Source organism: Stenotrophomonas sp. KH_029, assembly GCF_057839765.1.
This window is the reverse complement of the sequence record NZ_CM174498.1, coordinates 875,474-898,919: the sequence shown is the minus strand read 5'-3', so window position 1 is coordinate 898,919 and position 23,446 is coordinate 875,474. Positions and strand designations below refer to the sequence as shown.

Genomic DNA, 23,446 nt, shown 5'->3' with positions numbered 1-23,446 from the left:
TTACCTCGCTTCACGAGCCGGGCGCGACGGGCGGTCACCGCGGTCGCCGCGATCATGACGATCGTTGCGCGGGGAGTCGTCCTGCTTTTCCTGGCCAACCTGGGAGAAATCGAAGACTTCGCCCTTGTAGATCCAGACCTTGATGCCGATGATGCCGTAGGTCGTCTTGGCTTCAGCGAAACCATAGTCGATGTCGGCACGCAGCGTATGCAGCGGCACGCGGCCTTCGCGGTACCACTCCGAACGGGCGATTTCCGCGCCGTTCAAGCGGCCACCGACGTTGACCTTGATGCCCAGGGCACCGAGGCGCATCGCGTTGCCGACCGAACGCTTCATCGCGCGGCGGAACATGATGCGACGCTCAAGCTGCTGCGCGATGGACTCGGCAACCAGCTGGGCGTCCAGCTCGGGCTTGCGCACTTCGGTGACGTTGATGTGCGCCGGAACGCCCATCATTTCGCTCACTTCCTTGCGCAGCTTTTCGATGTCCTCGCCACGCTTGCCGATCACCACGCCCGGACGGGCGGTGTGGATCGTCACGCGAGCGGTCTTTGCCGGACGCTCGATCAGGATCTTGCTGATGCCGGCCTGCGCGAGCTTCTTGCGCAGCATTTCCCGCACCTTCAGGTCGGCCGCCAGATAACCAGCGAACTCGGCCTTGTTGGCGTACCACTTGGAGTTCCAGTCCTTGGAAATGCCGAGGCGGATACCAATCGGATGAACTTTATGACCCATGGTGTTTTCCTTTCCGCTTACTTGCCGGCGCCCACAACCACAGTGATGTGGCTGGTGCGCTTGAGGATGCGGGTGCCGCGGCCTTTCGCCCGCGCCATGAAACGCTTCAGGGTCGGACCTTCATCTACCATGATGGTCTGAACCTTCAGCTCGTCGACGTCGGCGCCCTGGTTGTTTTCGGCATTTGCGATAGCCGACTCCACCACCTTCTTGATCAGGTGGGCAGCCTTCTTATCCGAAAACTTCAGCAGGTTGACCGCACGCTCGGCCGGCAGGCCGCGCACCTGGTCTGCGACCAGGCGGGCTTTCTGCGCAGAGATGCGCGCGGAGCGCAGGATTGCTTTCGCTTCCATTGTCATCTCTCCTTACTTGCCCGACTTCTTGTCACCACCGTGACCCTTGAAGGTCCGGGTGATGGCAAATTCGCCGAGCTTGTGGCCGACCATGTTCTCGTTGACGAGCACCGGAACGTGGTTCTTGCCGTTATGAACGGCGATGGTGATGCCTACCATTTCCGGCAGGATCATCGAACGGCGCGACCAGGTCTTGATCGGCTTCTTGCTACCCGCAGCGGCCTCCACCTTCTTGACGAGGTGGTGATCGACGAACGGGCCCTTCTTGAGTGAACGTGCCATGGTCGATTAGCCCCTACGATCGCGGACGATGAATTGCTGGGTGCGCTTGTTCTTGCGCGTCTTGTAACCCTTGGTCGGAACACCCCACGGGGTGACCGGATGCGGATTACCCTGGCCGGCCTTCGCCTCACCACCACCGTGCGGATGGTCAACCGGGTTCATGGCAGCACCACGAACGGTCGGGCGGACACCACGCCAGCGCTTGGCGCCAGCCTTGCCCAGCTTTTCCAGGTTGTGTTCGTCGTTGCCGACTTCACCGATGGTGGCACGGCACTCGACCGGAACCTTACGCATTTCACCCGAGCGCAGGCGCAGGGTGGCGTAGATGCCTTCACGAGCGACGAGCTGCACGGCAGCGCCGGCGGCACGCGCGATCTGCGCACCCTTGCCCGGCTTCAGTTCGATGCCGTGGACAGTGGTACCGACCGGGATGTTGCGCAGCGGCAGGGTGTTGCCGGTCTTGATCGGCGCATCCGAACCCGCGATCACCTGGTCACCGGCCTTGAGGCCCTTCGGTGCGATGATGTAGCGGCGCTCGCCGTCGACGTAGCACAGCAGGGCGATATGGGCGGTGCGGTTCGGATCGTATTCGATGCGTTCCACGCGCGCCGGAATGCCTTCCTTGTTGCGCTTGAAGTCGATGACACGGTAGTGCTGCTTGTGGCCACCACCAACGTGACGGGTGGTGATGCGGCCGTGGTGGTTACGACCACCGGACTTGCTCTGCGGCTCCAGCAACGCTGCGTGCGGTGCGCCCTTGTGCAGATCGGGCGTAACCACGCGCACGGCCGAACGGCGGCCGGGGGAAGTGGGCTTGAATTTCATCAATGGCATGGGATGTACCTCAGGCCTTGGCCGTTACATCGATGGACTGGCCATCGGCGAGACGCACGTACGCCTTGCGCCAATCGCCGCGGCGGCCGGTGCGGTTACGGAAGGACTTGTTCTTGCCCTTCACGTTCAGCACGTTGACCGATTCGACCTTGACGTCGAACAGCTGCTCAACCGCGGCCTTTACATCGGCCTTGGTGGCTTCGTTCGAAACTTCGAAGACATACTGGTTGGAATGTTCCTGCAGGCGCGCGGTCTTTTCGGAGACTCGCGGAGCGCGCAGCACGCTGAAGACTTTTTCGTTGCTGCTCATGCCAGCCACTCCTCGACCTTCTTGACCGCGTCAGCGGTGATGACGACCGTGTCGGCACCGACCAGCGACACCGGGTCCAGACCCTGCACGTCACGCACTTCCACGTAGGGAATGTTGCGCGCCGACAGGTACAGGTGCTCGGAAGCGTCTTCGGTGACGATCAGCGGGCGCTTGCCCACTTCCAGGCCGGCCAGCTTGGCGATCAACGACTTGGTGTTGGTCGCTTCGACATCGAAGGACTCCACGATCGTCAAACGGCCCTGACGGTTCAGCTCGGACAGGATCGCGCACATGGCTGCACGGTACTGCTTGCGGTTGACCTTCTGCTCGAAGCTGCGCGGCTTGGCCGCGAAGGTGACACCACCGCCGACGAAGATCGGAGCCGTCAGTGCGCCATGACGCGCGCCGCCGCCCTTCTGCTTCTTCGACTTCTTGGTGGTACCAGCCACTTCAGAGCGAGTCTTCTGTGCCTTGGTGCCGGCGCGACCGGCGTTGCGGTAAGCAACGACGACCTGGTGAACCAGATCTTCGCTGAAATCGCGACCGAACACGGCATCGGAAACCGAGACCTTGTTGTTGCTACCCGTGATAACGAGTTCCATCGTCATCTCTCCTTATGCCTTGCTAGCCGGACGAACGATCACGTCACCACCCGCTGCGCCCGGAACGGCACCACGAATAGCGATCAGACCACGCTCGACATCGACCTTCACCACTTCAAGGCCCTGGGTGCTCTGCTGCACCGAACCCATGTGGCCGGACATCTTCTTACCCGGGAAAACGCGACCCGGGGTCTGGCGCTGGCCCAAGGAACCCGGCGCGCGATGCGACAGCGAGTTACCGTGGGTTGCATCGCCCATACGGAAGTTGTAGCGCTTGATGGTGCCCTGGAAGCCCTTACCCTTGGTGACACCCTGGACGTCGACCTTCTGGCCAACTTCAAAGATGTCCGCCTTGACTTCGCCGCCGACGGCGAAATCGCCGAGCTGGGCGTCTTCAACGCGGAATTCCCACAGGCCACGACCGGCTTCGACCTTCGCCTTGGCGAAGTGACCGGCTTCCGGCTTGTTGACCAGGGCAGCGCGACGCGCGCCGACGGTCACCTGCACGGCGCTGTAGCCGTCAGATTCGACGGTCTTGATCTGCGCGATGCGGTTCGGGGTTGCTTCAATCAGGGTCACCGGGATGGCCTGGCCATCTTCAGTGAAAACGCGGCTCATGCCAGCCTTGCGGCCCACGAAGCCCAACGAATATTTCTTCGTCATGGTCGTAGTCCTCAGGTCAGCTTGATCTGAACGTCGACGCCGGCAGCCAGTTCGAGCTTCATCAGCGCGTCCACGGTCTTGTCGTTGGGGTCGACGATATCGAGCACGCGCTTGTGCGTGCGGGTCTCGTACTGGTCACGCGCGTCCTTGTCGACGTGCGGGGAAACGAGAATGGTGTAACGCTCGATCTTGGTCGGCAGCGGGATCGGGCCACGCACTTGCGCGCCGGTCCGCTTTGCCGTTTCTACGATCTCGCTGGCCGAACGGTCGATCAAACGATGATCGAACGCCTTCAGCCGAATCCGGATCTTTTGGTCCGCCATGACGGTGGGTTCCTTCGTTAAAAGAGCGACGGACAAGGCCTCTGGGTTGCCTTGTCCCATGAATATCCTGAATGCGGACGCCGCACATTCCTGCGCGGCGACAAGATCTTTCCATAGACCTCAAAAATCGAGGCAGACCGGTCTCCCGATCTGCCCAGACAAAAAGTATAGCGCGCATACAACTTGGCAGTCAACAGGGGTCCTGTTGACAAAGCCTGAATGGCGCGACCCTTCCTGGTCTGGGGAACACGAGGAGCATCCTGCGCCTCTTTTCCCGTTTGGTTACGCCCCGATGCCCTACCCAGGCAACATCGGGGCGCAGATTCTAACAGATTACGCGATGATCTTGGAGACCACGCCGGCGCCGACGGTACGACCGCCTTCACGGATGGCGAAACGCAGGCCTTCGTCCATCGCGACCGGGTTGATCAGGGTGACAACCATCTTCACGTTGTCGCCCGGCATCACCATTTCCACACCTTCCGGCAGTTCGCAAGCGCCGGTGATGTCGGTGGTGCGGAAGTAGAACTGCGGACGGTAGCCCTTGAAGAACGGGGTGTGACGGCCGCCTTCATCCTTGGACAGTACGTACACTTCGGCATCGAAGGTGGTGTGCGGCTTGATCGAACCCGGCTTGGCCAGGACCTGGCCACGCTCGACGTCGTCACGCTTGGTGCCGCGCAGCAGCAGACCGGCGTTGTCGCCTGCCTGACCCTGGTCGAGCAGCTTGCGGAACATTTCCACGCCGGTGACGGTGGTCTTCTGGACCGGACGGATACCGACGATTTCGATTTCTTCGCCGACCTTGATCACGCCGCGCTCGATACGACCGGTCACCACGGTGCCGCGGCCGGAGATCGAGAACACGTCTTCCACCGGCATCAGGAACGGCTTGTCGATGTCGCGCTCCGGGGTCGGGATCCAGCTGTCGAGAGCTTCGACCAGCTTGATCACGGCCGGCACGCCGATTTCGCTCTGGTCGCCTTCCAGCGCCAGACGGGCCGAGCCCGAGATGATCGGGGTGTCGTCGCCCGGGAAGTCGTACTTGCTGAGCAGCTCGCGGACTTCCATTTCGACCAGTTCCAGCAGCTCGGCGTCGTCCACCATGTCGGCCTTGTTCAGGAACACGACGATGTACGGCACGCCGACCTGACGCGACAGCAGGATGTGCTCGCGGGTCTGCGGCATCGGGCCGTCAGCGGCCGAACAGACCAGGATCGCGCCGTCCATCTGCGCAGCACCGGTGATCATGTTCTTGACGTAGTCGGCATGGCCCGGGCAATCGACGTGGGCGTAATGACGGTTTTCGGATTCGTATTCGACGTGCGCGGTCGAGATCGTGATGCCACGCGCCTTCTCTTCCGGCGCGGCGTCGATCGCCGAGTAATCCTTGAATTCGCCACCGAAACGCTCGGCACCGATCTTGGTCAGTGCGGCGGTCAGCGTGGTCTTGCCATGATCGACGTGACCAATGGTGCCGACGTTGACGTGCGGCTTGGTGCGCTCGAACTTACCCTTTGCCATTGTTTTATACCTTGGATATCAGAAAGAAAGAGGTGAAGGCCTGAGCTTACGCTCAGGACTTCTTGATCACGGTTTCGGCGATGTTGTTCGGCGCCGGCTCGTAGTGGTCGAACTCCATCGTGAACGTCGCACGACCCTGGGTCTGCGAACGCAGCGAGGTGGCGTAACCGAACATTTCGCCCAGCGGGATCATCGCGTTGATGATGCTGGCCGAACCGTCACCGGTGGTGCTCGAACCCTGCAGCACGCCACGACGACGGCTGACGTCGCCCATCACGTCACCCTGGTAATCCTCCGGGGTCACGATCTCGACCTTCATGATCGGCTCCAGCAGGACCGGCTTGGCCTTCTGGAAGCCCTGCTTGAAGGCCATCGAGGACGCGAGCTTGAACGCCATTTCCGAGGAGTCGACGTCATGGTACGAGCCGAACACCAGCTTCACCTTGACATCCACGACCGGGAAGCCGGCCAGCGGACCGCTGGTGATGGTTTCGCGCAGGCCCTTTTCGATCGACGGAATGAATTCCTTCGGAATCACGCCACCGGTGATGTCGTTGATGAACAGGAAGTCATCCTTGATCGCAGCGGACAGCTTGGGATCGGCACGGTCTTCAGCGGTGATCGGCGACAGCTCGATCACGACGTGACCGTACTGACCCTTACCACCGGACTGCTTGGCGTGCTTGTAGTCCGACTTGACGTCGGCCATCTGGATGGTTTCGCGGTACGCCACCTGCGGCTTGCCGACGTTGGCTTCAACGTTGAACTCGCGCTTCATGCGATCAACGATGATGTCCAGGTGCAGCTCGCCCATGCCGGAGATGATGGTCTGGCCGGATTCTTCGTCGGTCTTGACGCGGAACGACGGATCTTCCTGGGCCAGACGACCCAGTGCCAGACCCATCTTTTCCTGGTCGGACTTGGTCTTCGGCTCGACAGCCATCGAGATGACCGGCTCCGGGAACACCATGCGCTCCAGGATGATCGGGTGGTCCTGCGAGCACAGGGTATCGCCGGTGGTGGTGTCCTTCAGGCCCACCGCCGCGGCGATGTCGCCGGCCAGCACTTCCTTGATTTCTTCGCGATCGTTGGAGTGCATCTGCAGGATGCGGCCGATGCGCTCCTTCTTGCCCTTCACCGAGTTCAGCAGCTGGTCGCCGGCATTCAGCGTGCCCGAGTAGACACGGAAGAAGGTCAGCGCGCCGACGAACGGGTCGGTGATGATCTTGAAGGCCAGCGCCGAGAACGGGGCCTTGTCGTCGGACTTGCGGCTCAGGGCGATGGTTTCATCGTCCACGTCGGTACCGGTCACGTCCGGCACGTCGATCGGCGACGGCAGCAGCTGCACCACGCCGTCCAGCATGGCCTGCACGCCCTTGTTCTTGAACGCCGAGCCGCAGTACATCGGCACGATGTCGGTGGCCAGGGTGCGCACGCGCAGGGCTTCGACGATCTCGGCCTCGGTCAGCTCTTCGCCGCCCAGGTACTTTTCCATCAGCTCTTCGCTGGCTTCAGCCGCCGCCTCGATCATGAAGGTGCGGGCCGCTTCGGCCTCCGCCTGCATGTCGGCCGGGATCTCCAGGTACTCGAACTTCATGCCCTGCGAGGCTTCATCCCAATGGATGGCCTTCATCTTGATCAGGTCGACCACGCCCTTGAAGTTTTCTTCGGCGCCGATCGGCAGCTGCATCGGCACGGCGGTGGCGCCCAGCTTGGCCTTCAACTGGCCAACGACCTTGGTGAAGTTGGCGCCGGTGCGGTCCATCTTGTTGACGAAGGCAATACGCGGCACTTTGTACCGGTTGGCCTGGCGCCACACGGTTTCCGACTGCGGCTGCACGCCACCGACGGCGCACAGCACGAACACCGCACCGTCGAGCACGCGCAGCGAACGCTCGACTTCGATGGTGAAGTCGACGTGCCCGGGGGTGTCGATGATGTTGAAGCGATGCTCCGGCAAGGACTTGTCCATGCCCTTCCAGAACGCGGTGGTGGCAGCGGACTGGATCGTGATGCCACGCTCCTGCTCCTGCTCCATCCAGTCCATGGTGGCAGCGCCATCATGCACTTCACCGATCTTGTGGCTCTTGCCGGTGTAGAACAGGATGCGCTCGGACGTGGTGGTCTTGCCGGCATCGATGTGAGCCATGATGCCGAAGTTGCGGTAACGCTCGATGGGAGTGTTGCGGGCCACGGGAGCCTCTCAATTTCTTGGAATTCGGATGGCCGAACGCCGCCTTTCGGCGGCCTTCGGATTGGCGCGACACCCCAGGTGCCGCGAAGCGGCACTAGATAGTGCCGCTGCGCCTGTTTTGCAAGGCCGTCAAACTCACCAGCGGTAGTGGGCGAATGCCTTGTTGGCTTCGGCCATACGGTGGGTTTCTTCGCGCTTCTTGATGGCGCCACCACGGTTTTCCGAGGCGTCCAGCAGTTCGGCAGCCAGCTTCTTCGGCATGGTGTTCTCACCACGCTTGCGCGCCGAGTCGATCAGCCAACGCATGGCCAGCGCCATCTTGCGCGACGAACGCACTTCGACCGGCACCTGGTAGGTGGCACCACCGACACGGCGGGACTTGACTTCGACCGACGGAGCCACGTTTTCCAGAGCCTTCTGAACCAGCTCGACGGTGTTCGGGTTCTTTTCGCCGATCACGTCCATGGCGCCGTAGACGATCTTTTCAGCGACCGACTTCTTGCCACTCAACATGACCATGTTGATGAAACGGGCGATGGTTTCACTTCCGTGCTTCGGATCCGGCAGGACTGCGCGCTGCGGCGTATTACCTTTACGAGACATTGTACTTTCCCTTAGCTCTTCGGACGCTTGGCGCCGTACTTGGAACGGCCCTGGCGACGCTTGGCAACGCCGGAGGCGTCCAGCGAGCCACGCACAGTGTGGTAACGCACACCCGGCAGATCCTTGACGCGGCCGCCACGGATCAGGACCACGGAGTGCTCCTGCAGGTTGTGGCCTTCGCCGCCGATATAGCTAATCACTTCTTCCTGGTTGGTCAGGCGAACCTTGGCAACCTTGCGAAGCGCCGAGTTCGGCTTCTTCGGAGTGGTGGTGTACACGCGCGTGCAGACGCCACGTCGCTGGGGGCACTTATCGAGGGCCGGGGAGGCACTCTTATAAGTGGTTGCCTGCCGCGGCTTGCGGACAAGCTGATTGATCGTCGCCATCAGTATGTTCTTCTGAGAGAGGCCAGTGAAAAAACCGGCCATGAATGCGGATTTGTGCGAGCAGGCGTAAAACCGGCCTGCTGAGACAGACGATTGTAGCAACCTGGCGAAAACGCAGTCAAATGCGCACACGCCAAGCCAGCCCTGATCCCGGGCCGTTACAGGGGAGCCTTCTCCATGCCCCCCGTTCAGGTTGTCAAAACCGGCCCCCTTTCGCGGACCGGCCGGCATCCTACCGCATCGGTGGCGATTACGCCACCGCTGGGTTCGGCCGGGCGCGGCCAATGGCCGTGCCCTGCCCCTTCCGATCCGCCCGACCAAGGGTCGGCCACTACCGGAAGATGGTCCGGCCCGAGGGCCGGACCGGTTTCATCACTCGTCCGCTGCCTGGTCGGCATCGGTGGCTTCGACCACCACGTCCGCAACCGGTGCAGCCAGGACCGGCGAACCGGACAGGGTCTGCATTTCCGACTCGGTCAGCCCGGAGGCGTTGCGGCGGCGGTTGGCGTGGTACGCCAGACCGGTACCGGCCGGGATCAGGCGGCCGACGATGACGTTTTCCTTCAGGCCGCGCAGGTTGTCCGAGGTGCCGCGGACGGCAGCTTCGGTCAGCACGCGGGTGGTTTCCTGGAACGATGCGGCCGAAATGAACGACTCGGTCGCCAGCGAGGCCTTGGTGATGCCCAGCAGGACCGGATCGAAACGGGCCGGCAGCTCGTTGCGGACCGCCAGGCGGGCATTTTCCTCGATGACGCGCTGGCGCTCGGCCTGCTCGCCATTCAGGAACTTGCTGCTGCCCTGGTCGGTGATCTCGACCTTGCGCAGCATCTGGCGGGTGATCACCTCGATGTGCTTGTCGTTGATCTTCACGCCCTGCAGGCGGTACACGTCCTGGATTTCCTTGACCAGGTAGGCTGCCAGCGGTTCGACGCCCAGCAGACGCAGGATGTCCTGCGGGCTCGGCTCGCCGTCCACGATGGTTTCGCCCTTGGTCACGTGCTCGCCTTCGAACACGATCACCTGACGGTACTTCGGGATCAGCTCTTCGTGTTCGGAACCATCGGTGTCCTTGATGATCAGGCGCTGCTTGCCCTTGGTGTCCTTGCCGAAGCTGATGATGCCCGAACGCTCGGCCAGGATCGCCGGATCCTTCGGCTTGCGCGCCTCGAACAGATCGGCAACGCGCGGCAGACCACCGGTGATGTCACGGGTCTTGGACGCTTCCTGCGGGATCTTGGCGACCACGTCGCCCACGCCGACGGCGGCGCCGTCCTGCAGGTTGACGATCGAGCGCGGCGGCAACAGGTACTGGGCCGGCAGGTCGGTGTTCGGGATGGTCAGGTCATTGCCCTTGGCATCGACGATGCGCACGATCGGGCGCAGCTCCTTGGCCTGCGAACCACGACGCTTCGGATCGGTGATCTCGCGCGAGGCGAGGCCGGTCAGTTCGTCGGTCTTCTCGATGACGGTGACGCCGTCGATGAAGTCGATGAAGCGGATGAAACCGGCCACTTCCGAAACGATCGGGTGGTTATGCGGGTCCCAGTTGGCCACGGTCTGGCCAGCCTTCACTGCATCGCCGTCCTTGGACGCGATCATCGAGCCGTACGGCAGCTTGTAACGCTCGCGCTCACGGCCGTGGGCATCGAGCACCGAGATTTCGCCCGAACGCGACACCGCAACCAGCGAGCCGTTGGCGTGCTCGACCGACTTGAGGTTGTTGAACTTCACCGAACCGGTGGTCTTCACCGTGATGTTGTCCACCGCAGCCGCACGCGATGCCGCACCACCGATGTGGAAGGTACGCATGGTCAGCTGGGTACCCGGCTCGCCGATCGACTGGGCGGCGATGACGCCGACCGCTTCACCGATGTTGACGATGTGGCCACGGGCCAGATCGCGGCCGTAGCAACGGCCGCAGACGCCGAACGCCGAGGCGCAGGAGATCGTCGAGCGCACCTTGATGCTCTGCACGCCGGCATCTTCCAGCTTGGCGACCCAGGCTTCGTCGAGCAGGGTGTTGCGGGTCACGATCGGATCTTCGTCGTTGCCCGGCAGGAACACGTCCTCGGCCACCACACGACCCAGCACGCGGTCCTTCAACGGCTCCACGACGTCGCCGCCTTCCACGATCGGAGTCATGGTCAGGCCTTCGGTGGTACCGCAATCCACCTCGGTGATCACCACATCCTGCGCCACGTCGACCAGACGACGGGTCAGGTAACCGGAGTTCGCCGTCTTCAGCGCGGTATCGGCCAGACCCTTACGGGCACCGTGGGTGGAGTTGAAGTACTCCTGCACGTTCAGGCCTTCGCGGAAGTTCGCCTTGATGGGCGTCTCGATGATCGAGCCATCCGGACGCGCCATCAGGCCGCGCATACCGGCCAGCTGGCGGATCTGCGCCTGGCTGCCTCGCGCACCGGAGTCGGCCATGATGTACAGGGAGTTCATCGACTTCTGGTCGATGGTCTCGCCCTTGGCATTGATGACCTTCTCGGTACCGATGGTGTCCATCATCGCCTTGGCGATGCGTTCATTGGTGCGCGACCAGATGTCGACCACCTTGTTGTAGCGTTCGCCGGCGGTGACCAGGCCCGACTGGTACTGCTCCTGGATTTCCAGCACTTCGGCTTCGGCCTCGGTGAGGATGCCCTTCTTCTCGTCCGGGATCAGCATGTCGTCGATACCGATCGACACGCCGGCGCGGGTTGCGTAGGCAAAGCCGGTATACATCAGCTTGTCGGCGAACACGACCGTGTCCTTCAAGCCCAGCTGACGGTAGCTGGAGTTGATCAGGCGGCTGATGTTCTTCTTGGTCAGCTCGGTGTTGGCCAGCGCGAACGGCAGGCCTTCCGGCAGGATTTCAGCCAGCAGGGCGCGACCGATCGTGGTGTCCACGATCGAGGTCTTGTTCTGCTTGTTGCCTTCCTCGTCGGTCACCACTTCGGTGATGCGGACCTTGACCCGTGCGTGCAGTTCGACCACGCGGTTGTCGTAGGCGCGCTTGACTTCGGAGATGTTGGCGAAGGCCATGCCCTCGCCCTTCTTGTTCTCCAGCGAGCGGGTCATGTAGTACAGACCCAGCACCACGTCCTGCGACGGCACGATGATCGGCTCGCCGTTGGCCGGCGACAGGATGTTGTTGGTGGACATCATCAGCGCACGCGCTTCCAGCTGGGCTTCCAGCGAGAGCGGCACGTGGACGGCCATCTGGTCACCGTCGAAGTCGGCGTTGAACGCGGTGCAGACCAGCGGATGCAGCTGGATGGCCTTGCCTTCGATCAGCACCGGCTCGAACGCCTGGATGCCCAGACGATGCAGGGTCGGCGCACGGTTCAGCATCACCGGATGTTCGCGGATGACCTCTTCCAGGATGTCCCAGACTTCGGCTTCTTCGCGCTCGACCAGCTTCTTGGCGGCCTTGATGGTGGTGGCCAGGCCACGACGCTGCAGCTTGGCGAACACGAACGGCTTGAACAGTTCCAGCGCCATCTTCTTCGGCAGGCCGCACTGGTGCAGGCGCAGGTACGGACCGACCACGATGACCGAACGGCCCGAGTAGTCCACGCGCTTGCCCAGCAGGTTCTGGCGGAAGCGGCCCTGCTTGCCCTTGATCATGTCGGCCAGCGACTTCAGCGGGCGCTTGTTGGTGCCGGTGATGGCACGGCCACGGCGGCCGTTGTCCAGCAGCGCATCGACCGATTCCTGCAGCATGCGCTTTTCATTGCGCACGATGATGTCCGGCGCGTTCAGCTCGAGCAGGCGGCGCAGGCGGTTGTTGCGGTTGATGACGCGGCGGTACAGGTCGTTCAGGTCCGAGGTCGCAAAGCGGCCACCGTCCAGCGGCACCAGCGGACGCAGGTCCGGCGGCAGCACCGGCAGCACGGTCATCACCATCCACTCCGGGCGGTTGCCCGACTCGAGGAAGGCTTCGACCAGCTTGATGCGCTTGGTCAGCCGCTTGAGCTTGGTTTCCGAACCGGTGCTGGCGATTTCTTCGCGCAGGCGGGTCATCTCCGACTGCAGGTCGATGGTGCGCAGCAGTTCGTACACGGCCTCGGCGCCCATGGCGGCGTCGAAGTCGTCGCCGTGCTCCTGGCGGGCCTGCAGGTACTGCTCTTCGGTCAGCAGCTGGCGGCGCTCCAGGGCGGTCAGGCCCGGCTCGGTCACCACGTAGGCTTCGAAGTACAGCACGCGCTCGATGTCGCGCAGGGTCATGTCCAGCATCAGGCCGATGCGCGACGGCAGCGACTTCAGGAACCAGATGTGCGCGACCGGCGAGGCCAGGTCGATGTGGCCCATGCGCTCGCGGCGCACCTTGGCCAGGGTCACTTCGGTGCCGCACTTTTCGCAGACCACGCCGCGGTGCTTCATGCGCTTGTACTTGCCACACAGGCACTCGTAGTCCTTGACCGGCCCGAAGATGGCGGCGCAGAACAGGCCGTCACGCTCCGGCTTGAAGGTACGGTAGTTGATGGTTTCCGGCTTCTTCACTTCGCCGAAGGACCACGAACGGATCAGGTCCGGCGAGGCCAGCGCGATCTTGATCGCGTCGAAGTCCAGCGTCTGGCGCTGCTGGTTGAAGAGGTTCAGCAAGTCTTTCATGGTGTTTCTCCGAAAGGAGGAAATCTCTTGTCGATGGAGCTGTCAGTCACATCCGGCGGCGCGGCTGCCGGGGCAGCCGCGCCTGCGCGATCAGTTGTCTTCCAGTTCCATGTTGATGGCCAGCGAGCGGATTTCCTTCACGAGAACGTTGAAGGATTCCGGCATGCCCGCGACCATCTCGTGCTCACCGTCGACGATGTTCTTGTACATCTGGTTGCGGCCCTGCACGTCATCGGACTTCACCGTCAGCATTTCCTGCAGGGTGTAGGCCGCGCCGTAGGCTTCCAGCGCCCAGACTTCCATTTCACCGAAGCGCTGGCCACCGAACTGCGCCTTGCCGCCCAGCGGCTGCTGGGTAACGAGCGAGTACGGGCCGGTCGAACGGGCGTGCATCTTGTCGTCGACCAGGTGGTTCAGCTTCAGGTAGTGCATGTAGCCGACGGTGGTGTGGCGATCGAATGCCTCACCGGTACGGCCGTCATACAGCTGGGTCTGGCCGCTCAGCGGCAGGTCGGCCAGGGCAAGCATGTGCTTGATCTCGGCTTCGGTGGCACCGTCGAACACCGGGGTGGCCATCGGCACGCCGTCGGTCAGGTTGCCGGCCAGGCGCAGCAGCTCCTCGTCGCTGAACTGGGTCAGGTCGACGTGGTTGGCGTGCTGGGTCTTGTCGTGGTTGTACACATCGTCGAGGAACTTGCGCAGGTCGCTGATCGCGGCCTGTGCCTCGAGCATGCCCTGGATCTTGCGGCCCAGGCCCTTGGCGGCCCAGCCCAGATGCACTTCCAGGATCTGGCCGATGTTCATACGCGACGGCACGCCCAGCGGGTTCAGCACGATGTCCACGGTCTCGCCCGAGGCCATGTACGGCATGTCCTCGACCGGCACCACGTTGGAGACCACACCCTTGTTGCCGTGGCGGCCTGCCATCTTGTCACCCGGCTGGATGCGACGCTTCACGGCCAGGAATACCTTGACCATCTTCAGCACGCCCGGGGCCAGATCGTCGCCCGCGGTGATCTTGCCGCGCTTGTCGGCGAAGCGACGCTCGAATTCCTTCTCGTGCGCCTGGATCTGCTTCTGCGCGCGCTCGATGGCTTCCGAAGCGTCGTCGTCCTTCATGCGCAGCACGAACCAGTCGGCCTTCTTCAGGCCGTCCAGGTAGGCGTCGGTAACGGTGTCGCCCTTCTTCAGGTTGGCACCGCCGTTGACCACCTTGCCCACGATCTGCGAACGCAGACGGGCGTAGATGGCGCCTTCCAGGATGCGGAACTGGTCGTCGAAGTCCTTCTTGACGCGCTTGATTTCAGACTCTTCGATCTGACGGGCGCGCTTGTCCTTCTCGATGCCGTCGCGGGTGAAGACCTGCACGTCGATGACGGTGCCGTCCATGCCCGGCGGCACGCGCAGCGAGCTGTCCTTCACGTCCGAGGCCTTCTCGCCGAAGATCGCGCGCAGCAGCTTCTCTTCCGGGGTCAGCTGGCTTTCGCCCTTCGGGGTGACCTTGCCGACCATGATGTCGCCGGCGCGCACTTCTGCACCGATGTACACCACGCCGCTCTCGTCCAGGCGGTTCAGCGCCTGCTCGGAAACGTTCGGGATGTCGGCCGAGATTTCCTCCGGCCCCAGCTTGGTGTCGCGCGCGACGCAGGTCAGTTCTTCGATGTGGATCGTGGTGTAGCGATCCTCTTCCACCACGCGCTCGGAGAGCAGGATGGAGTCTTCGAAGTTGTAGCCGTTCCACGGCATGAAGGCGATCAGCATGTTCTGGCCCAGGGCCAGTTCGCCGATGTCGGTGGACGGACCGTCGGCCAGCACGTCGCCACGCGCCACCACGTTGCCCACTTCCACCAGCGGACGCTGGTTGATGCAGGTGTTCTGGTTGGAGCGGGTGTACTTGATCAGGTTGTAGATATCCACGCCGGCGTCGGTGGCGTCGGTGATCTCCACTTCGTTGACCTTGACCACGATGCGGCCGGCGTCGATCTGCACGATCTCGCCGCCACGACGGGCGTTCACGGTCACGCCCGAGTCACGGGCCACGGCGCGTTCGATACCGGTGCCCACCAGCGGCTTCTGCGCACGCAGGGTCGGCACGGCCTGGCGCTGCATGTTGGCGCCCATCAGTGCACGGTTGGCGTCATCGTGCTCCAGGAACGGGACCAGCGCGGCAGCGATCGACACGGTCTGCATCGGCGAGACGTCCATGAAGTGGACTTCCGCCGGCGGCTTGAGCAGCGACTCACCCTGGTAACGGCACGGCACGAACTGCTCGGTGAGCATGCTCTTGGCGTCGGTCAGGGCATTGGCCTGGGCGATGACGTATTCGTTCTCTTCGATCGCCGACAGGAACTCGATCTCGTCGGAAACCTTGCCGTCGGCAACCTTGCGGTACGGGGTCTCGAGGAAACCGTACTGGTTGGTGCGGGCGTACACGGCCAGCGAGTTGATCAGGCCGATGTTCGGGCCTTCCGGGGTTTCGATGGTGCAGACGCGGCCGTAATGGGTCGGGTGCACGTCGCGCACTTCGAAGCCGGCGCGTTCGCGGGTCAGGCCGCCCGGGCCCAGGGCCGAGACACGACGCTTGTGCGTCACTTCCGACAGCGGGTTGTTCTGATCCATGAACTGGGACAGCTGCGAGGAGCCGAAGAACTCCTTGATGGCAGCGGCGACCGGCTTGGCGTTGATCAGCTCCTGCGGGGTCAGGCCTTCGGACTCGGCCATCGACAGGCGCTCCTTGACCGCGCGCTCGACGCGGACCAGGCCCACGCGGAACACGTTCTCGGCCATTTCGCCGACCGAACGCACGCGACGGTTGCCCAGGTGGTCGATGTCATCGACGACGCCGCGGCCGTTGCGGATCTCGGTCAGGACCTTGATCACTTCCAGGATGTCCGAGCTGTCGCCGTGCTCGGCGACCAGGCGCTTGGATTCTTCGTCGTTGCGCTCGCCGAAATACTTGCGGTCGTACAGCACCGCTTCGCCGGTGACTTCCTTGCGGCCGACACGACGGTTGAACTTCATCCGGCCGACCGTGGACAGGTCGTAACGCTCGAAGGTGAAGAACAGGTTGTGGAACAGGTTCTGCGCGGCATCCTTGGTCGGCGGCTCGCCCGGACGCATCATGCGGTAGATCTCGACCAGGGCTTCCAGCTGGGTCTTGGTCGGATCGATGCGCAGGGTGTTGGACAGGTACGGGCCACGATCCAGGTCGTTCACCCACAGGGTGCCCACGGCATCGACGCCGGCCTTGCGGAAGGCCTGCAGCTGTTCGTCGGTGATTTCGTCGTTGGCCTGGGCCAGCAGCTCACCGGTGTTGGCATCGACCACGTCGTGCGACAGGATGCGGCCGACGATGTAATCGTCCGGCACGGCCAGGGCGGCGATGCCCGAGGCTTCCAGCTGCTTGACGTGGCGCGCGGTGATGCGCTTGCCGGCTTCGACGATGACCTTGTCGCCGTCGGCCAGGTCGAAGTTCAGGGTTTCGCCGCGCAGACGCTCGGCAACCAGTTCCAGCTGCACACCTTCATCGGGGTTGATGTGGAAGGTGTTGATCTCGAAGAACTCGGCCAGCATCTCTTCGTTGCTGTAGCCCAGCGCACGCAGCAGGATCGACACCGGCAGCTTGCGGCGGCGATCGATACGGGTGAACAGCGCGTCCTTCGGGTCGAACTCGAAGTCCAGCCAGGAACCGCGGTACGGAATGATGCGGGCGCTGTACAGCAGCTTGCCCGAGCTGTGGGTCTTGCCACGGTCGTGGTCGAAGAACACGCCCGGCGAACGGTGCAGCTGCGAGACGATCACGCGCTCGGTACCGTTGACGATGAAGGTGCCGTTGTCGGTCATCAGCGGGATTTCGCCGAGGTAGACCTCCTGCTCCTTCACGTACTTGATGGCCTTGGTCGACGACTCGCGGTCGTAGATCACCAGGCGCACGGTCACGCGCAGCGGCGCGCCGTAGCTCATGCCGCGCTGACGGCACTCGCGCTCGTCGAACACCGGGTCGCCCAGCTTGTAGCCGACGTATTCCAGCGCGGCGTTGCCGCTGTAGCTGGCGATCGGGAACACCGACTTCAGGGCGGCGTGCAGGCCCAGATCACGGCGCTTGGCCGGATCGATGTTTTCCTGCAGGAATTCGCGATAGGAATCCACCTGGATGGCGAGCAGGAAAGGCACTTCGAGAATCGAGCGCTGCTTGCCGAAATCCTTGCGGATACGCTTCTTTTCGGTGAACGAATATGACGTCATGGGGTCTCACCTTGGCTGTGCGGGCCGCCGTACAGGCGCGACCCGAAGGGAACATGAAAATTGTCAGTTGGAAGTCGCTGGTATTGCCGGCACCAGCACGCCTTCTCCCGCTACTTCCAACTGCCAACTCGCCGGCGTACGGCCGGTAAGGTTGGCCGACCAACAGTCGGCTCTACGCGTCGGCCCGACCGCGCAACAACGACCAAAGGCCGGGGGCTTGCGCCCCCAGCCTTGGCTGCATCGCCGTGATTCGATGGCGAGGCAAGGAACTGCTTACTTGACTTCGACAGTCGCGCCAGCAGCTTCCAGGTCCTTCTTGAACTTGGCAGCGTCGTCCTTCGAAGCGGCTTCCTTGATCATGCCGCCGGCTTCGGCCAGGTCCTTCGCTTCCTTCAGGCCCAGGCCGGTGATGGCGCGGACAGCCTTGATGACTTCGACCTTCTTCTCGCCGGCCGACTTCAGGATGACGTCGAACTCGGTCTGCTCTTCCACGGCAGCGGCCGGGCCAGCAGCAGCGGCTGCGGCGACCGGGGCAGCGGCGGAGACGCCGAACTTCTCTTCGATGGCCTTGACCAGCTCCATCACTTCCATCAGGGACTTCTCGGCGATGGCGTCGACGATCTGTTCGTTGGTAAGGGACATTTTGATTACCTTTGGATAATTTTCTGGGTTGAGGTTCCGTCAGGAACCACGGAAACGTCGACTCAGGCGGTCTCGGCGACCGGCTCGGCAGCGTCAGCGGTTTCACCGCCACCCTGCTTGTCGGCCACGGCCTTGACGGCACGGGCAAACATCGTGGCCGGCTCGGCCAGGACGCGGGCCAGCATGGCCAGGGCCTGATCGCGGGTCGGCAGCGAGGCGAGCACATCGACGTGGCCAGCCGGGAACAGTTCCCCGCCGATGGCCACGACCTTTGCCTGCAGCTTGTCGTTGGTCTTGGCAAAATCCTTGATCAGGCGACCGGCTGCGCCGGGCTCCTCGAGCGAGAACGCGTACAGCAGCGGACCGACGAGTGCGTCTTTGGCGCATTCGTATTCGGTACCTTCCACTGCACGTGCCGCCAGCGTGTTCTTGACAACTTTCAAGAAAACGCCGGTTTCGCGTGCCTGCTTGCGCATCGCGGTCATCTGGGAGACCGTGGTGCCAGCGTATTCGGCTGCGATCAAGGAGTGGGCCTTGGCGGCGACGTCTGCCAGCTCGGCGACTACTTCTTGCTTCTGGGACAGATTGAGAGCCATTGCACTCCTCCAATTGAACTCCGCTTACGGCTCCTGCCGTGTGCGGTCCTGGGCGGCATCCGTCCTGGACGCCGGGAACATCGGGCTGATGTTCCAAGGGTGGGCCGTTCTAGACCTGGATGGCCAACCTGGGAGAACCCAGACGTGCGTAAACCAGAAAAACTCCAGAAGGGCACCATCTACGCAGGGTGATTCCCGAAGGGATCGATTAAGCGGTCGGTACTGCGCCGGCGGCGACTCCTTGCCAATGCGAGCATCCCTGCCCGTCGCCGGTATGTACTGACCGCGCCTGCGGTCTTTGACGGCTATCGTCACGGGGCGGACCCCGCTCGGATTGCCTTCAAATATCGCGGGTGCCGGACCTGGGCCCGGCACCCGCTTGAAACGATTACTTCAGGGTCAGCGACGACTGGTCGACGGTGACGCCCGGGCCCATCGTCGAGCTGACCGATACCTTCTGCAGGTAGGTGCCCTTGGAGGTAGCCGGCTTGGCCTTGATCAGGTCCATCAGCAGCGCCTGCAGGTTCAACTTCAGCGCGTCTTCGGCGAAGTCGGCCTTGCCGATGGTGCAATGGATGATGCCGGCCTTGTCGGTGCGGTAACGCACCTGGCCCGACTTGGCGTTCTTGACCGCTTCGCCCGGGTTGGCCGACACGGTGCCGACCTTCGGGTTCGGCATCAGGCCGCGCGGGCCGAGCACGGTGCCCAGCTTACCCACGACGCGCATGGCGTCCGGGGTGGCGATGACGACGTCGTAGTTCAGATCGCCGGCCTGCATCTTCTCGGCCAGGTCTTCCATGCCAACGGCTTCGGCGCCAGCGGCCAGGGCTTCGTCAGCCTTGGCACCGGCCGGTGCGAACACGGCAACGCGCACGCTCTTGCCGGTACCGGACGGCAGCACGGTGGAACCGCGCACCTGCTGGTCGGACTTCTTGGCGTCCACGCCCAGGCGCACCGCAACGTCGAAGGACTCGACGAACTTGGCCTTGGTAGCGGTCTTCAGGATCTTGATGGCGTCCTCGAAGGCATATGCCTTGCCCGGGACGACGGCGGCCTTGATGGCCTTCTCACGCTTGGTCTGTGCCATCTTCTTAACCCTCCACCACGAGGCCCATGGAACGGGCAGAACCGGCAATCGTGCGCACCGCGGCGTCCAGGTCGGCGGCCGTCAGGTCCGCTTCCTTGGTCTTGGCGATCTCTTCGAGCTGCTTGCGGGTGACCTTGCCCACCTTTTCGGTGTTCGGGCGCTTGGAGCCCGAGGCAATGCCTGCAGCCTTCTTGAGCAGCACGGCAGCCGGGGTGCTCTTGGTGATGAAGGTGAAGGTACGGTCCGAATAGGCCGTAATGATCACCGGCACCGGCAGACCCGGCTCCAGCTTCTGCGTGGCGGCATTGAAGGCCTTGCAGAATTCCATGATGTTCAGGCCGCGCTGACCCAGCGCAGGACCGACCGGCGGCGAGGGGTTGGCCTGACCGGCCTTCACCTGCAGCTTGATGTAACCGACAACTTTCTTTGCCATGAGTATGCTCTCCGGGTGCTAGCGCCTTGCGACTACAGGCTCCCCATCGGACCGGGAATCACGCGTCCCGGCATCGCGTTTTGAATTCACGCAGAAGGCCACCTCGCGGCGGCCCTTGCTTTTGCCAGCTTCCTGGCAGGAAGCCGCGCACTATATCAGGTTTTTTCTTCACATGCCTGTACGGGCACGTGAACGAGGCAAAGCCGGGCGCTGCCCGGCTGGACCCTGCATGGCCGGGCAGCGCCCGGCCCTGCTCAGACGGCCTTTTCGACCTGGCCGAACTCGAGCTCGACCGGGGTGGCACGACCGAAGATCAGCACCGAGACGCGCAGACGGCTCTTCTCGTAGTTGACTTCCTCGACCACGCCATTGAAGTCGTTGAACGGGCCTTCGGTGACACGGACCATCTGGCCCGGCTCGAACAGCACCTTCGGACGGGGCTTTTCCACGCCTTCCTGAACACGGTCCAGGATGGCGGCAGCCTCTTCGTCGCGGATCGGCAGCGGGCGATCGGCGGTACCGCCGATGAAGCCCATCACCTTGGAGGTGTCCTTGACCAGGTGCCAGCTTTCGTTGTCGATGCGCGGAATGCCGTTTTCTTCGTGGGTCTCGATCTGGACCAGCACGTAACCCGGGAAGAACTTGCGCTCGGAACGGCGCTTCTGGCCGGCGCGCATTTCGACCACTTCCTCGGTCGGGACCAGGACATCACCGAAGCGCTCCTGCATCTCGTCACGCACGATGCGATCGCGCAGAGCCTGCGCAACCGACTTTTCGAAGCCCGAATAGGCGTGAACGACGTACCAACGCTTCACAGGTTTCTCCTTATCGACCCAGGAACCACTGGGTCGCTTTCTGAATCACAAAGTCAAATCCGCCCAGCAGCAAGCTGAGGATGATCACGACAACGACCACCACCCAGGTCATGCGGATGGCTTCCTGGCGGGTCGGCCAGACTACCTTGCGCAGTTCGAAACGCGATTCGGAAAGGAATTCACGCGTGTCGCGACCTTTGCCGGTCAGCAGGAACACGCCGAGGCCGGCCACCAGGCCGACCACAACGGCCAGGCCGCGCAGCGGACCGGCCCATGCACTCTGGGACGCATGCTCGGGAGCACCAAACCAGAACCAAGCAAAAAGACCCGCCAGCACCAGGATCGTTGCGGCGGCGTACTTGACGATGTCACCTCCATGGGAGGCGTTGTCCTTGGAATGCTCGATCTTGCTATTCATCCGGCTCTGGCTACTGAGGCGGCATTGCCGCTGGAAGGGAGAAGTGGCACGCCAGGAGGGACTCGAACCCCCAACCTGCGGTTTTGGAGACCGCTGCTCTGCCAATTGAGCTACTGGCGTACAGAAAAAACTTGCCTTCCCTTAGACGGCGAAGGCGGACCGAGGTTCCCGGCCCGCCATTCGCGAGACCGGCAGCGCAATGCAACCGCCGGTATTGCAAAAACTTATTCGAGGATCTTCGAGACCACACCGGCGCCGACGGTACGACCGCCTTCACGGATGGCGAAACGCAGACCTTCATCCATCGCGACCGGGTTGATCAGGGTGACAACCATCTTCACGTTGTCGCCCGGCATCACCATTTCCACACCTTCCGGCAGTTCGCAAGCGCCGGTGATGTCGGTGGTACGGAAGTAGAACTGCGGACGGTAGCCCTTGAAGAACGGGGTGTGACGGCCGCCTTCGTCCTTGGACAGGACGTAGACTTCGGCGTCGAACTTGGTGTGCGGCTTGATCGAACCCGGCTTGGCCAGGACCTGCCCACGCTCGACGTCGTCACGCTTGGTGCCGCGCAGCAGCAGACCGGCGTTGTCGCCTGCCTGACCCTGGTCGAGCAGCTTGCGGAACATTTCCACGCCGGTGACGGTGGTCTTCTGGACCGGACGGATACCGACGATTTCGATTTCTTCGCCGACCTTGATCACGCCGCGCTCGATACGACCGGTCACCACGGTGCCACGGCCGGAGATCGAGAACACGTCTTCCACCGGCATCAGGAACGGCTTGTCGATGTCGCGTTCCGGGGTCGGGATCCAGCTGTCGAGCGCCTCGACCAGCTTGATCACGGCCGGCACGCCGATCTCGCTCTGGTCGCCTTCCAGCGCCAGACGGGCCGAGCCCGAGATGATCGGGGTGTCGTCGCCCGGGAAGTCGTACTTGCTGAGCAGCTCGCGGACTTCCATTTCGACCAGTTCCAGCAGCTCGGCGTCGTCCACCATGTCGGCCTTGTTCAGGAACACGACGATGTACGGCACGCCGACCTGACGCGACAGCAGGATGTGCTCGCGGGTCTGCGGCATCGGGCCGTCAGCGGCCGAACAGACCAGGATCGCGCCATCCATCTGCGCGGCACCGGTGATCATGTTCTTGACGTAGTCGGCATGGCCCGGGCAATCGACGTGGGCGTAATGGCGGGCGCTGGATTCGTATTCGACGTGTGCGGTCGAGATCGTGATGCCACGCGCCTTCTCTTCCGGCGCGGCATCGATCGCCGAGTAATCCTTGAACTCGCCACCAAAGCGCTCGGCACCGATCTTGGTCAGTGCGGCGGTCAGCGTGGTCTTGCCGTGGTCGACGTGACCGATGGTGCCGACGTTGACGTGCGGCTTGGTGCGCTCGAACTTACCCTTGGCCATGGCTGCTTATCTCGAATCGTCTGAAGTGTGGTGCACTAGATGGTGCTCACGAAAGGAATCGAACCTTCGACCTCCTCCTTACCAAGGAGGTGCTCTACCGACTGAGCTACGTGAGCGAGTTTTGAATTATGGCATGAATTTGAATATATTCAAACTCATTCAATGGAGCGGGAGACGGGGATCGAACCCGCACCATCAGCTTGGAAGGCTGAGGTTCTACCATTGAACTACTCCCGCATCGGAAGCCTTGCCACAATCTGAAACTGGTGGAGGGAGGTGGATTCGAACCACCGAAGGCGTAAGCCAGCAGATTTACAGTCTGCCCCCGTTGGCCGCTTGGGTATCCCTCCTTACCACCCTGTCCCGTCGTGCCGAAGCGTT

General features: G+C 62.8%; 21 protein-coding genes and 4 tRNA genes. All 25 read right to left on the bottom strand.

The window, feature by feature from the left end:
• On the bottom strand, nt 1–735 hold the full coding sequence (gene rpsC, locus AC3ITM_RS04070; protein WP_228886385.1) for a 30S ribosomal protein S3: 735 nt from the start codon (nt 733–735) through the stop codon (nt 1–3).
• A 17-nt stretch (nt 736–752) separates the two neighbouring features.
• Nucleotides 753–1,088 carry a 50S ribosomal protein L22 gene (gene rplV, locus AC3ITM_RS04065; RefSeq protein WP_017355410.1) on the bottom strand — a complete coding sequence of 112 codons (336 nt, stop codon included), beginning with the start codon at nt 1,086–1,088 and terminating at the stop codon, nt 753–755.
• Between the two features lie 12 nt (nt 1,089–1,100).
• Nucleotides 1,101–1,370: a 30S ribosomal protein S19 gene (rpsS, locus tag AC3ITM_RS04060; RefSeq protein WP_017355409.1), complete on the bottom strand. Its 270-nt coding sequence runs from the start codon at nt 1,368–1,370 to the stop codon at nt 1,101–1,103.
• A 6-nt stretch (nt 1,371–1,376) separates the two neighbouring features.
• On the bottom strand, nt 1,377–2,204 hold the full coding sequence (gene rplB / locus AC3ITM_RS04055) for a 50S ribosomal protein L2 (RefSeq protein ID WP_038690292.1): 828 nt from the start codon (nt 2,202–2,204) through the stop codon (nt 1,377–1,379).
• 10 nt (nt 2,205–2,214) lie between these two features.
• Entirely contained in the window at nt 2,215–2,514 is a 300-nt protein-coding gene (gene rplW, locus AC3ITM_RS04050; protein ID WP_019186147.1) for a 50S ribosomal protein L23, read from the bottom strand.
• Nucleotides 2,511–3,116, bottom strand: a complete 606-nt coding sequence (gene rplD / locus AC3ITM_RS04045; RefSeq protein ID WP_128095571.1) for a 50S ribosomal protein L4 — start codon at nt 3,114–3,116, stop codon at nt 2,511–2,513. The genes rplW and rplD overlap by 4 nt, the downstream gene beginning before the upstream one ends.
• Before the next feature lie 12 nt (nt 3,117–3,128).
• Nucleotides 3,129–3,779: a 50S ribosomal protein L3 gene (gene rplC, locus AC3ITM_RS04040; protein WP_489268632.1), complete on the bottom strand. Its 651-nt coding sequence runs from the start codon at nt 3,777–3,779 to the stop codon at nt 3,129–3,131.
• 11 nt (nt 3,780–3,790) lie between these two features.
• On the bottom strand, nt 3,791–4,102 hold the full coding sequence (rpsJ, locus tag AC3ITM_RS04035) for a 30S ribosomal protein S10 (protein WP_010341589.1): 312 nt from the start codon (nt 4,100–4,102) through the stop codon (nt 3,791–3,793).
• A gap of 333 nt (nt 4,103–4,435) precedes the next feature.
• The gene (gene tuf, locus AC3ITM_RS04030) at nt 4,436–5,626 is read right to left on the bottom strand and encodes an elongation factor Tu (RefSeq protein WP_228886374.1); all 1,191 of its coding nucleotides are present in this window, start codon (nt 5,624–5,626) and stop codon (nt 4,436–4,438) included.
• 52 nt (nt 5,627–5,678) lie between these two features.
• Nucleotides 5,679–7,820 (bottom strand): elongation factor G, encoded by a 2,142-nt coding sequence (fusA, locus tag AC3ITM_RS04025; RefSeq protein WP_228886382.1) that lies wholly within the window; start codon nt 7,818–7,820, stop codon nt 5,679–5,681.
• A 135-nt stretch (nt 7,821–7,955) separates the two neighbouring features.
• Entirely contained in the window at nt 7,956–8,423 is a 468-nt protein-coding gene (rpsG, locus tag AC3ITM_RS04020) for a 30S ribosomal protein S7 (protein ID WP_228886381.1), read from the bottom strand.
• A gap of 11 nt (nt 8,424–8,434) precedes the next feature.
• Nucleotides 8,435–8,809: a 30S ribosomal protein S12 gene (gene rpsL / locus AC3ITM_RS04015; RefSeq protein WP_017356008.1), complete on the bottom strand. Its 375-nt coding sequence runs from the start codon at nt 8,807–8,809 to the stop codon at nt 8,435–8,437.
• A 372-nt stretch (nt 8,810–9,181) separates the two neighbouring features.
• Nucleotides 9,182–13,414 carry a DNA-directed RNA polymerase subunit beta' gene (gene rpoC, locus AC3ITM_RS04010; protein ID WP_228886380.1) on the bottom strand — a complete coding sequence of 1,411 codons (4,233 nt, stop codon included), beginning with the start codon at nt 13,412–13,414 and terminating at the stop codon, nt 9,182–9,184.
• 90 nt (nt 13,415–13,504) lie between these two features.
• Nucleotides 13,505–17,659: a DNA-directed RNA polymerase subunit beta gene (rpoB, locus tag AC3ITM_RS04005; protein WP_228886379.1), complete on the bottom strand. Its 4,155-nt coding sequence runs from the start codon at nt 17,657–17,659 to the stop codon at nt 13,505–13,507.
• A gap of 273 nt (nt 17,660–17,932) precedes the next feature.
• Complete coding sequence (gene rplL / locus AC3ITM_RS04000) at nt 17,933–18,301, bottom strand: 50S ribosomal protein L7/L12 (protein ID WP_068849444.1); 369 nt, start codon at nt 18,299–18,301, stop codon at nt 17,933–17,935.
• A 62-nt stretch (nt 18,302–18,363) separates the two neighbouring features.
• Complete coding sequence (rplJ, locus tag AC3ITM_RS03995) at nt 18,364–18,897, bottom strand: 50S ribosomal protein L10 (protein ID WP_121044660.1); 534 nt, start codon at nt 18,895–18,897, stop codon at nt 18,364–18,366.
• A gap of 388 nt (nt 18,898–19,285) precedes the next feature.
• Entirely contained in the window at nt 19,286–19,984 is a 699-nt protein-coding gene (rplA, locus tag AC3ITM_RS03990; protein WP_038690311.1) for a 50S ribosomal protein L1, read from the bottom strand.
• Nucleotides 19,985–19,988: 4 nt separating this feature from the next.
• Nucleotides 19,989–20,417, bottom strand: a complete 429-nt coding sequence (gene rplK / locus AC3ITM_RS03985; RefSeq protein ID WP_228886376.1) for a 50S ribosomal protein L11 — start codon at nt 20,415–20,417, stop codon at nt 19,989–19,991.
• A gap of 254 nt (nt 20,418–20,671) precedes the next feature.
• Nucleotides 20,672–21,232, bottom strand: a complete 561-nt coding sequence (nusG, locus tag AC3ITM_RS03980) for a transcription termination/antitermination protein NusG (protein WP_019186115.1) — start codon at nt 21,230–21,232, stop codon at nt 20,672–20,674.
• Between the two features lie 10 nt (nt 21,233–21,242).
• On the bottom strand, nt 21,243–21,650 hold the full coding sequence (gene secE / locus AC3ITM_RS03975) for a preprotein translocase subunit SecE (protein WP_228886375.1): 408 nt from the start codon (nt 21,648–21,650) through the stop codon (nt 21,243–21,245).
• A gap of 44 nt (nt 21,651–21,694) precedes the next feature.
• Nucleotides 21,695–21,770 (bottom strand) — tRNA-Trp (locus tag AC3ITM_RS03970).
• Between the two features lie 104 nt (nt 21,771–21,874).
• Nucleotides 21,875–23,065 carry an elongation factor Tu gene (tuf, locus tag AC3ITM_RS03965; RefSeq protein WP_489268623.1) on the bottom strand — a complete coding sequence of 397 codons (1,191 nt, stop codon included), beginning with the start codon at nt 23,063–23,065 and terminating at the stop codon, nt 21,875–21,877.
• Nucleotides 23,066–23,105: 40 nt separating this feature from the next.
• A tRNA-Thr gene (locus AC3ITM_RS03960) sits at nt 23,106–23,181 on the bottom strand.
• A gap of 47 nt (nt 23,182–23,228) precedes the next feature.
• Nucleotides 23,229–23,302, bottom strand: a tRNA-Gly gene (locus AC3ITM_RS03955).
• 27 nt (nt 23,303–23,329) lie between these two features.
• Nucleotides 23,330–23,415, bottom strand: a tRNA-Tyr gene (locus AC3ITM_RS03950).
• Nucleotides 23,416–23,446: the final 31 nt, after the last annotated feature.

Excerpts from the sequence above, each read along its gene's own strand:
- rpsC (WP_228886385.1), bottom strand. The coding sequence starts at position 735 with ATGGGTCATAAAGTTCATCCGATTGGTATCCGCCTCGGCATTTCCAAG.
- rpoB (WP_228886379.1), bottom strand. The coding sequence starts at position 17,659 with ATGACGTCATATTCGTTCACCGAAAAGAAGCGTATCCGCAAGGATTTC.
- tuf (WP_489268623.1), bottom strand. The coding sequence starts at position 23,065 with ATGGCCAAGGGTAAGTTCGAGCGCACCAAGCCGCACGTCAACGTCGGC.
- secE (WP_228886375.1), bottom strand. The coding sequence starts at position 21,650 with ATGAATAGCAAGATCGAGCATTCCAAGGACAACGCCTCCCATGGAGGT.
- rplJ (WP_121044660.1), bottom strand. The coding sequence starts at position 18,897 with ATGGCTCTCAATCTGTCCCAGAAGCAAGAAGTAGTCGCCGAGCTGGCA.
- rpsL (WP_017356008.1), bottom strand. The coding sequence starts at position 8,809 with ATGGCGACGATCAATCAGCTTGTCCGCAAGCCGCGGCAGGCAACCACT.
- rplK (WP_228886376.1), bottom strand. The coding sequence starts at position 20,417 with ATGGCAAAGAAAGTTGTCGGTTACATCAAGCTGCAGGTGAAGGCCGGT.
- rpsJ (WP_010341589.1), bottom strand. The coding sequence starts at position 4,102 with ATGGCGGACCAAAAGATCCGGATTCGGCTGAAGGCGTTCGATCATCGT.
- rplC (WP_489268632.1), bottom strand. The coding sequence starts at position 3,779 with ATGACGAAGAAATATTCGTTGGGCTTCGTGGGCCGCAAGGCTGGCATG.
- rplD (WP_128095571.1), bottom strand. The coding sequence starts at position 3,116 with ATGGAACTCGTTATCACGGGTAGCAACAACAAGGTCTCGGTTTCCGAT.
- rplW (WP_019186147.1), bottom strand. The coding sequence starts at position 2,514 with ATGAGCAGCAACGAAAAAGTCTTCAGCGTGCTGCGCGCTCCGCGAGTC.
- rpsG (WP_228886381.1), bottom strand. The coding sequence starts at position 8,423 with ATGTCTCGTAAAGGTAATACGCCGCAGCGCGCAGTCCTGCCGGATCCG.
- rplA (WP_038690311.1), bottom strand. The coding sequence starts at position 19,984 with ATGGCACAGACCAAGCGTGAGAAGGCCATCAAGGCCGCCGTCGTCCCG.
- rpoC (WP_228886380.1), bottom strand. The coding sequence starts at position 13,414 with ATGAAAGACTTGCTGAACCTCTTCAACCAGCAGCGCCAGACGCTGGAC.
- rplB (WP_038690292.1), bottom strand. The coding sequence starts at position 2,204 with ATGCCATTGATGAAATTCAAGCCCACTTCCCCCGGCCGCCGTTCGGCC.
- rplL (WP_068849444.1), bottom strand. The coding sequence starts at position 18,301 with ATGTCCCTTACCAACGAACAGATCGTCGACGCCATCGCCGAGAAGTCC.
- tuf (WP_228886374.1), bottom strand. The coding sequence starts at position 5,626 with ATGGCAAAGGGTAAGTTCGAGCGCACCAAGCCGCACGTCAACGTCGGC.
- rpsS (WP_017355409.1), bottom strand. The coding sequence starts at position 1,370 with ATGGCACGTTCACTCAAGAAGGGCCCGTTCGTCGATCACCACCTCGTC.
- rplV (WP_017355410.1), bottom strand. The coding sequence starts at position 1,088 with ATGGAAGCGAAAGCAATCCTGCGCTCCGCGCGCATCTCTGCGCAGAAA.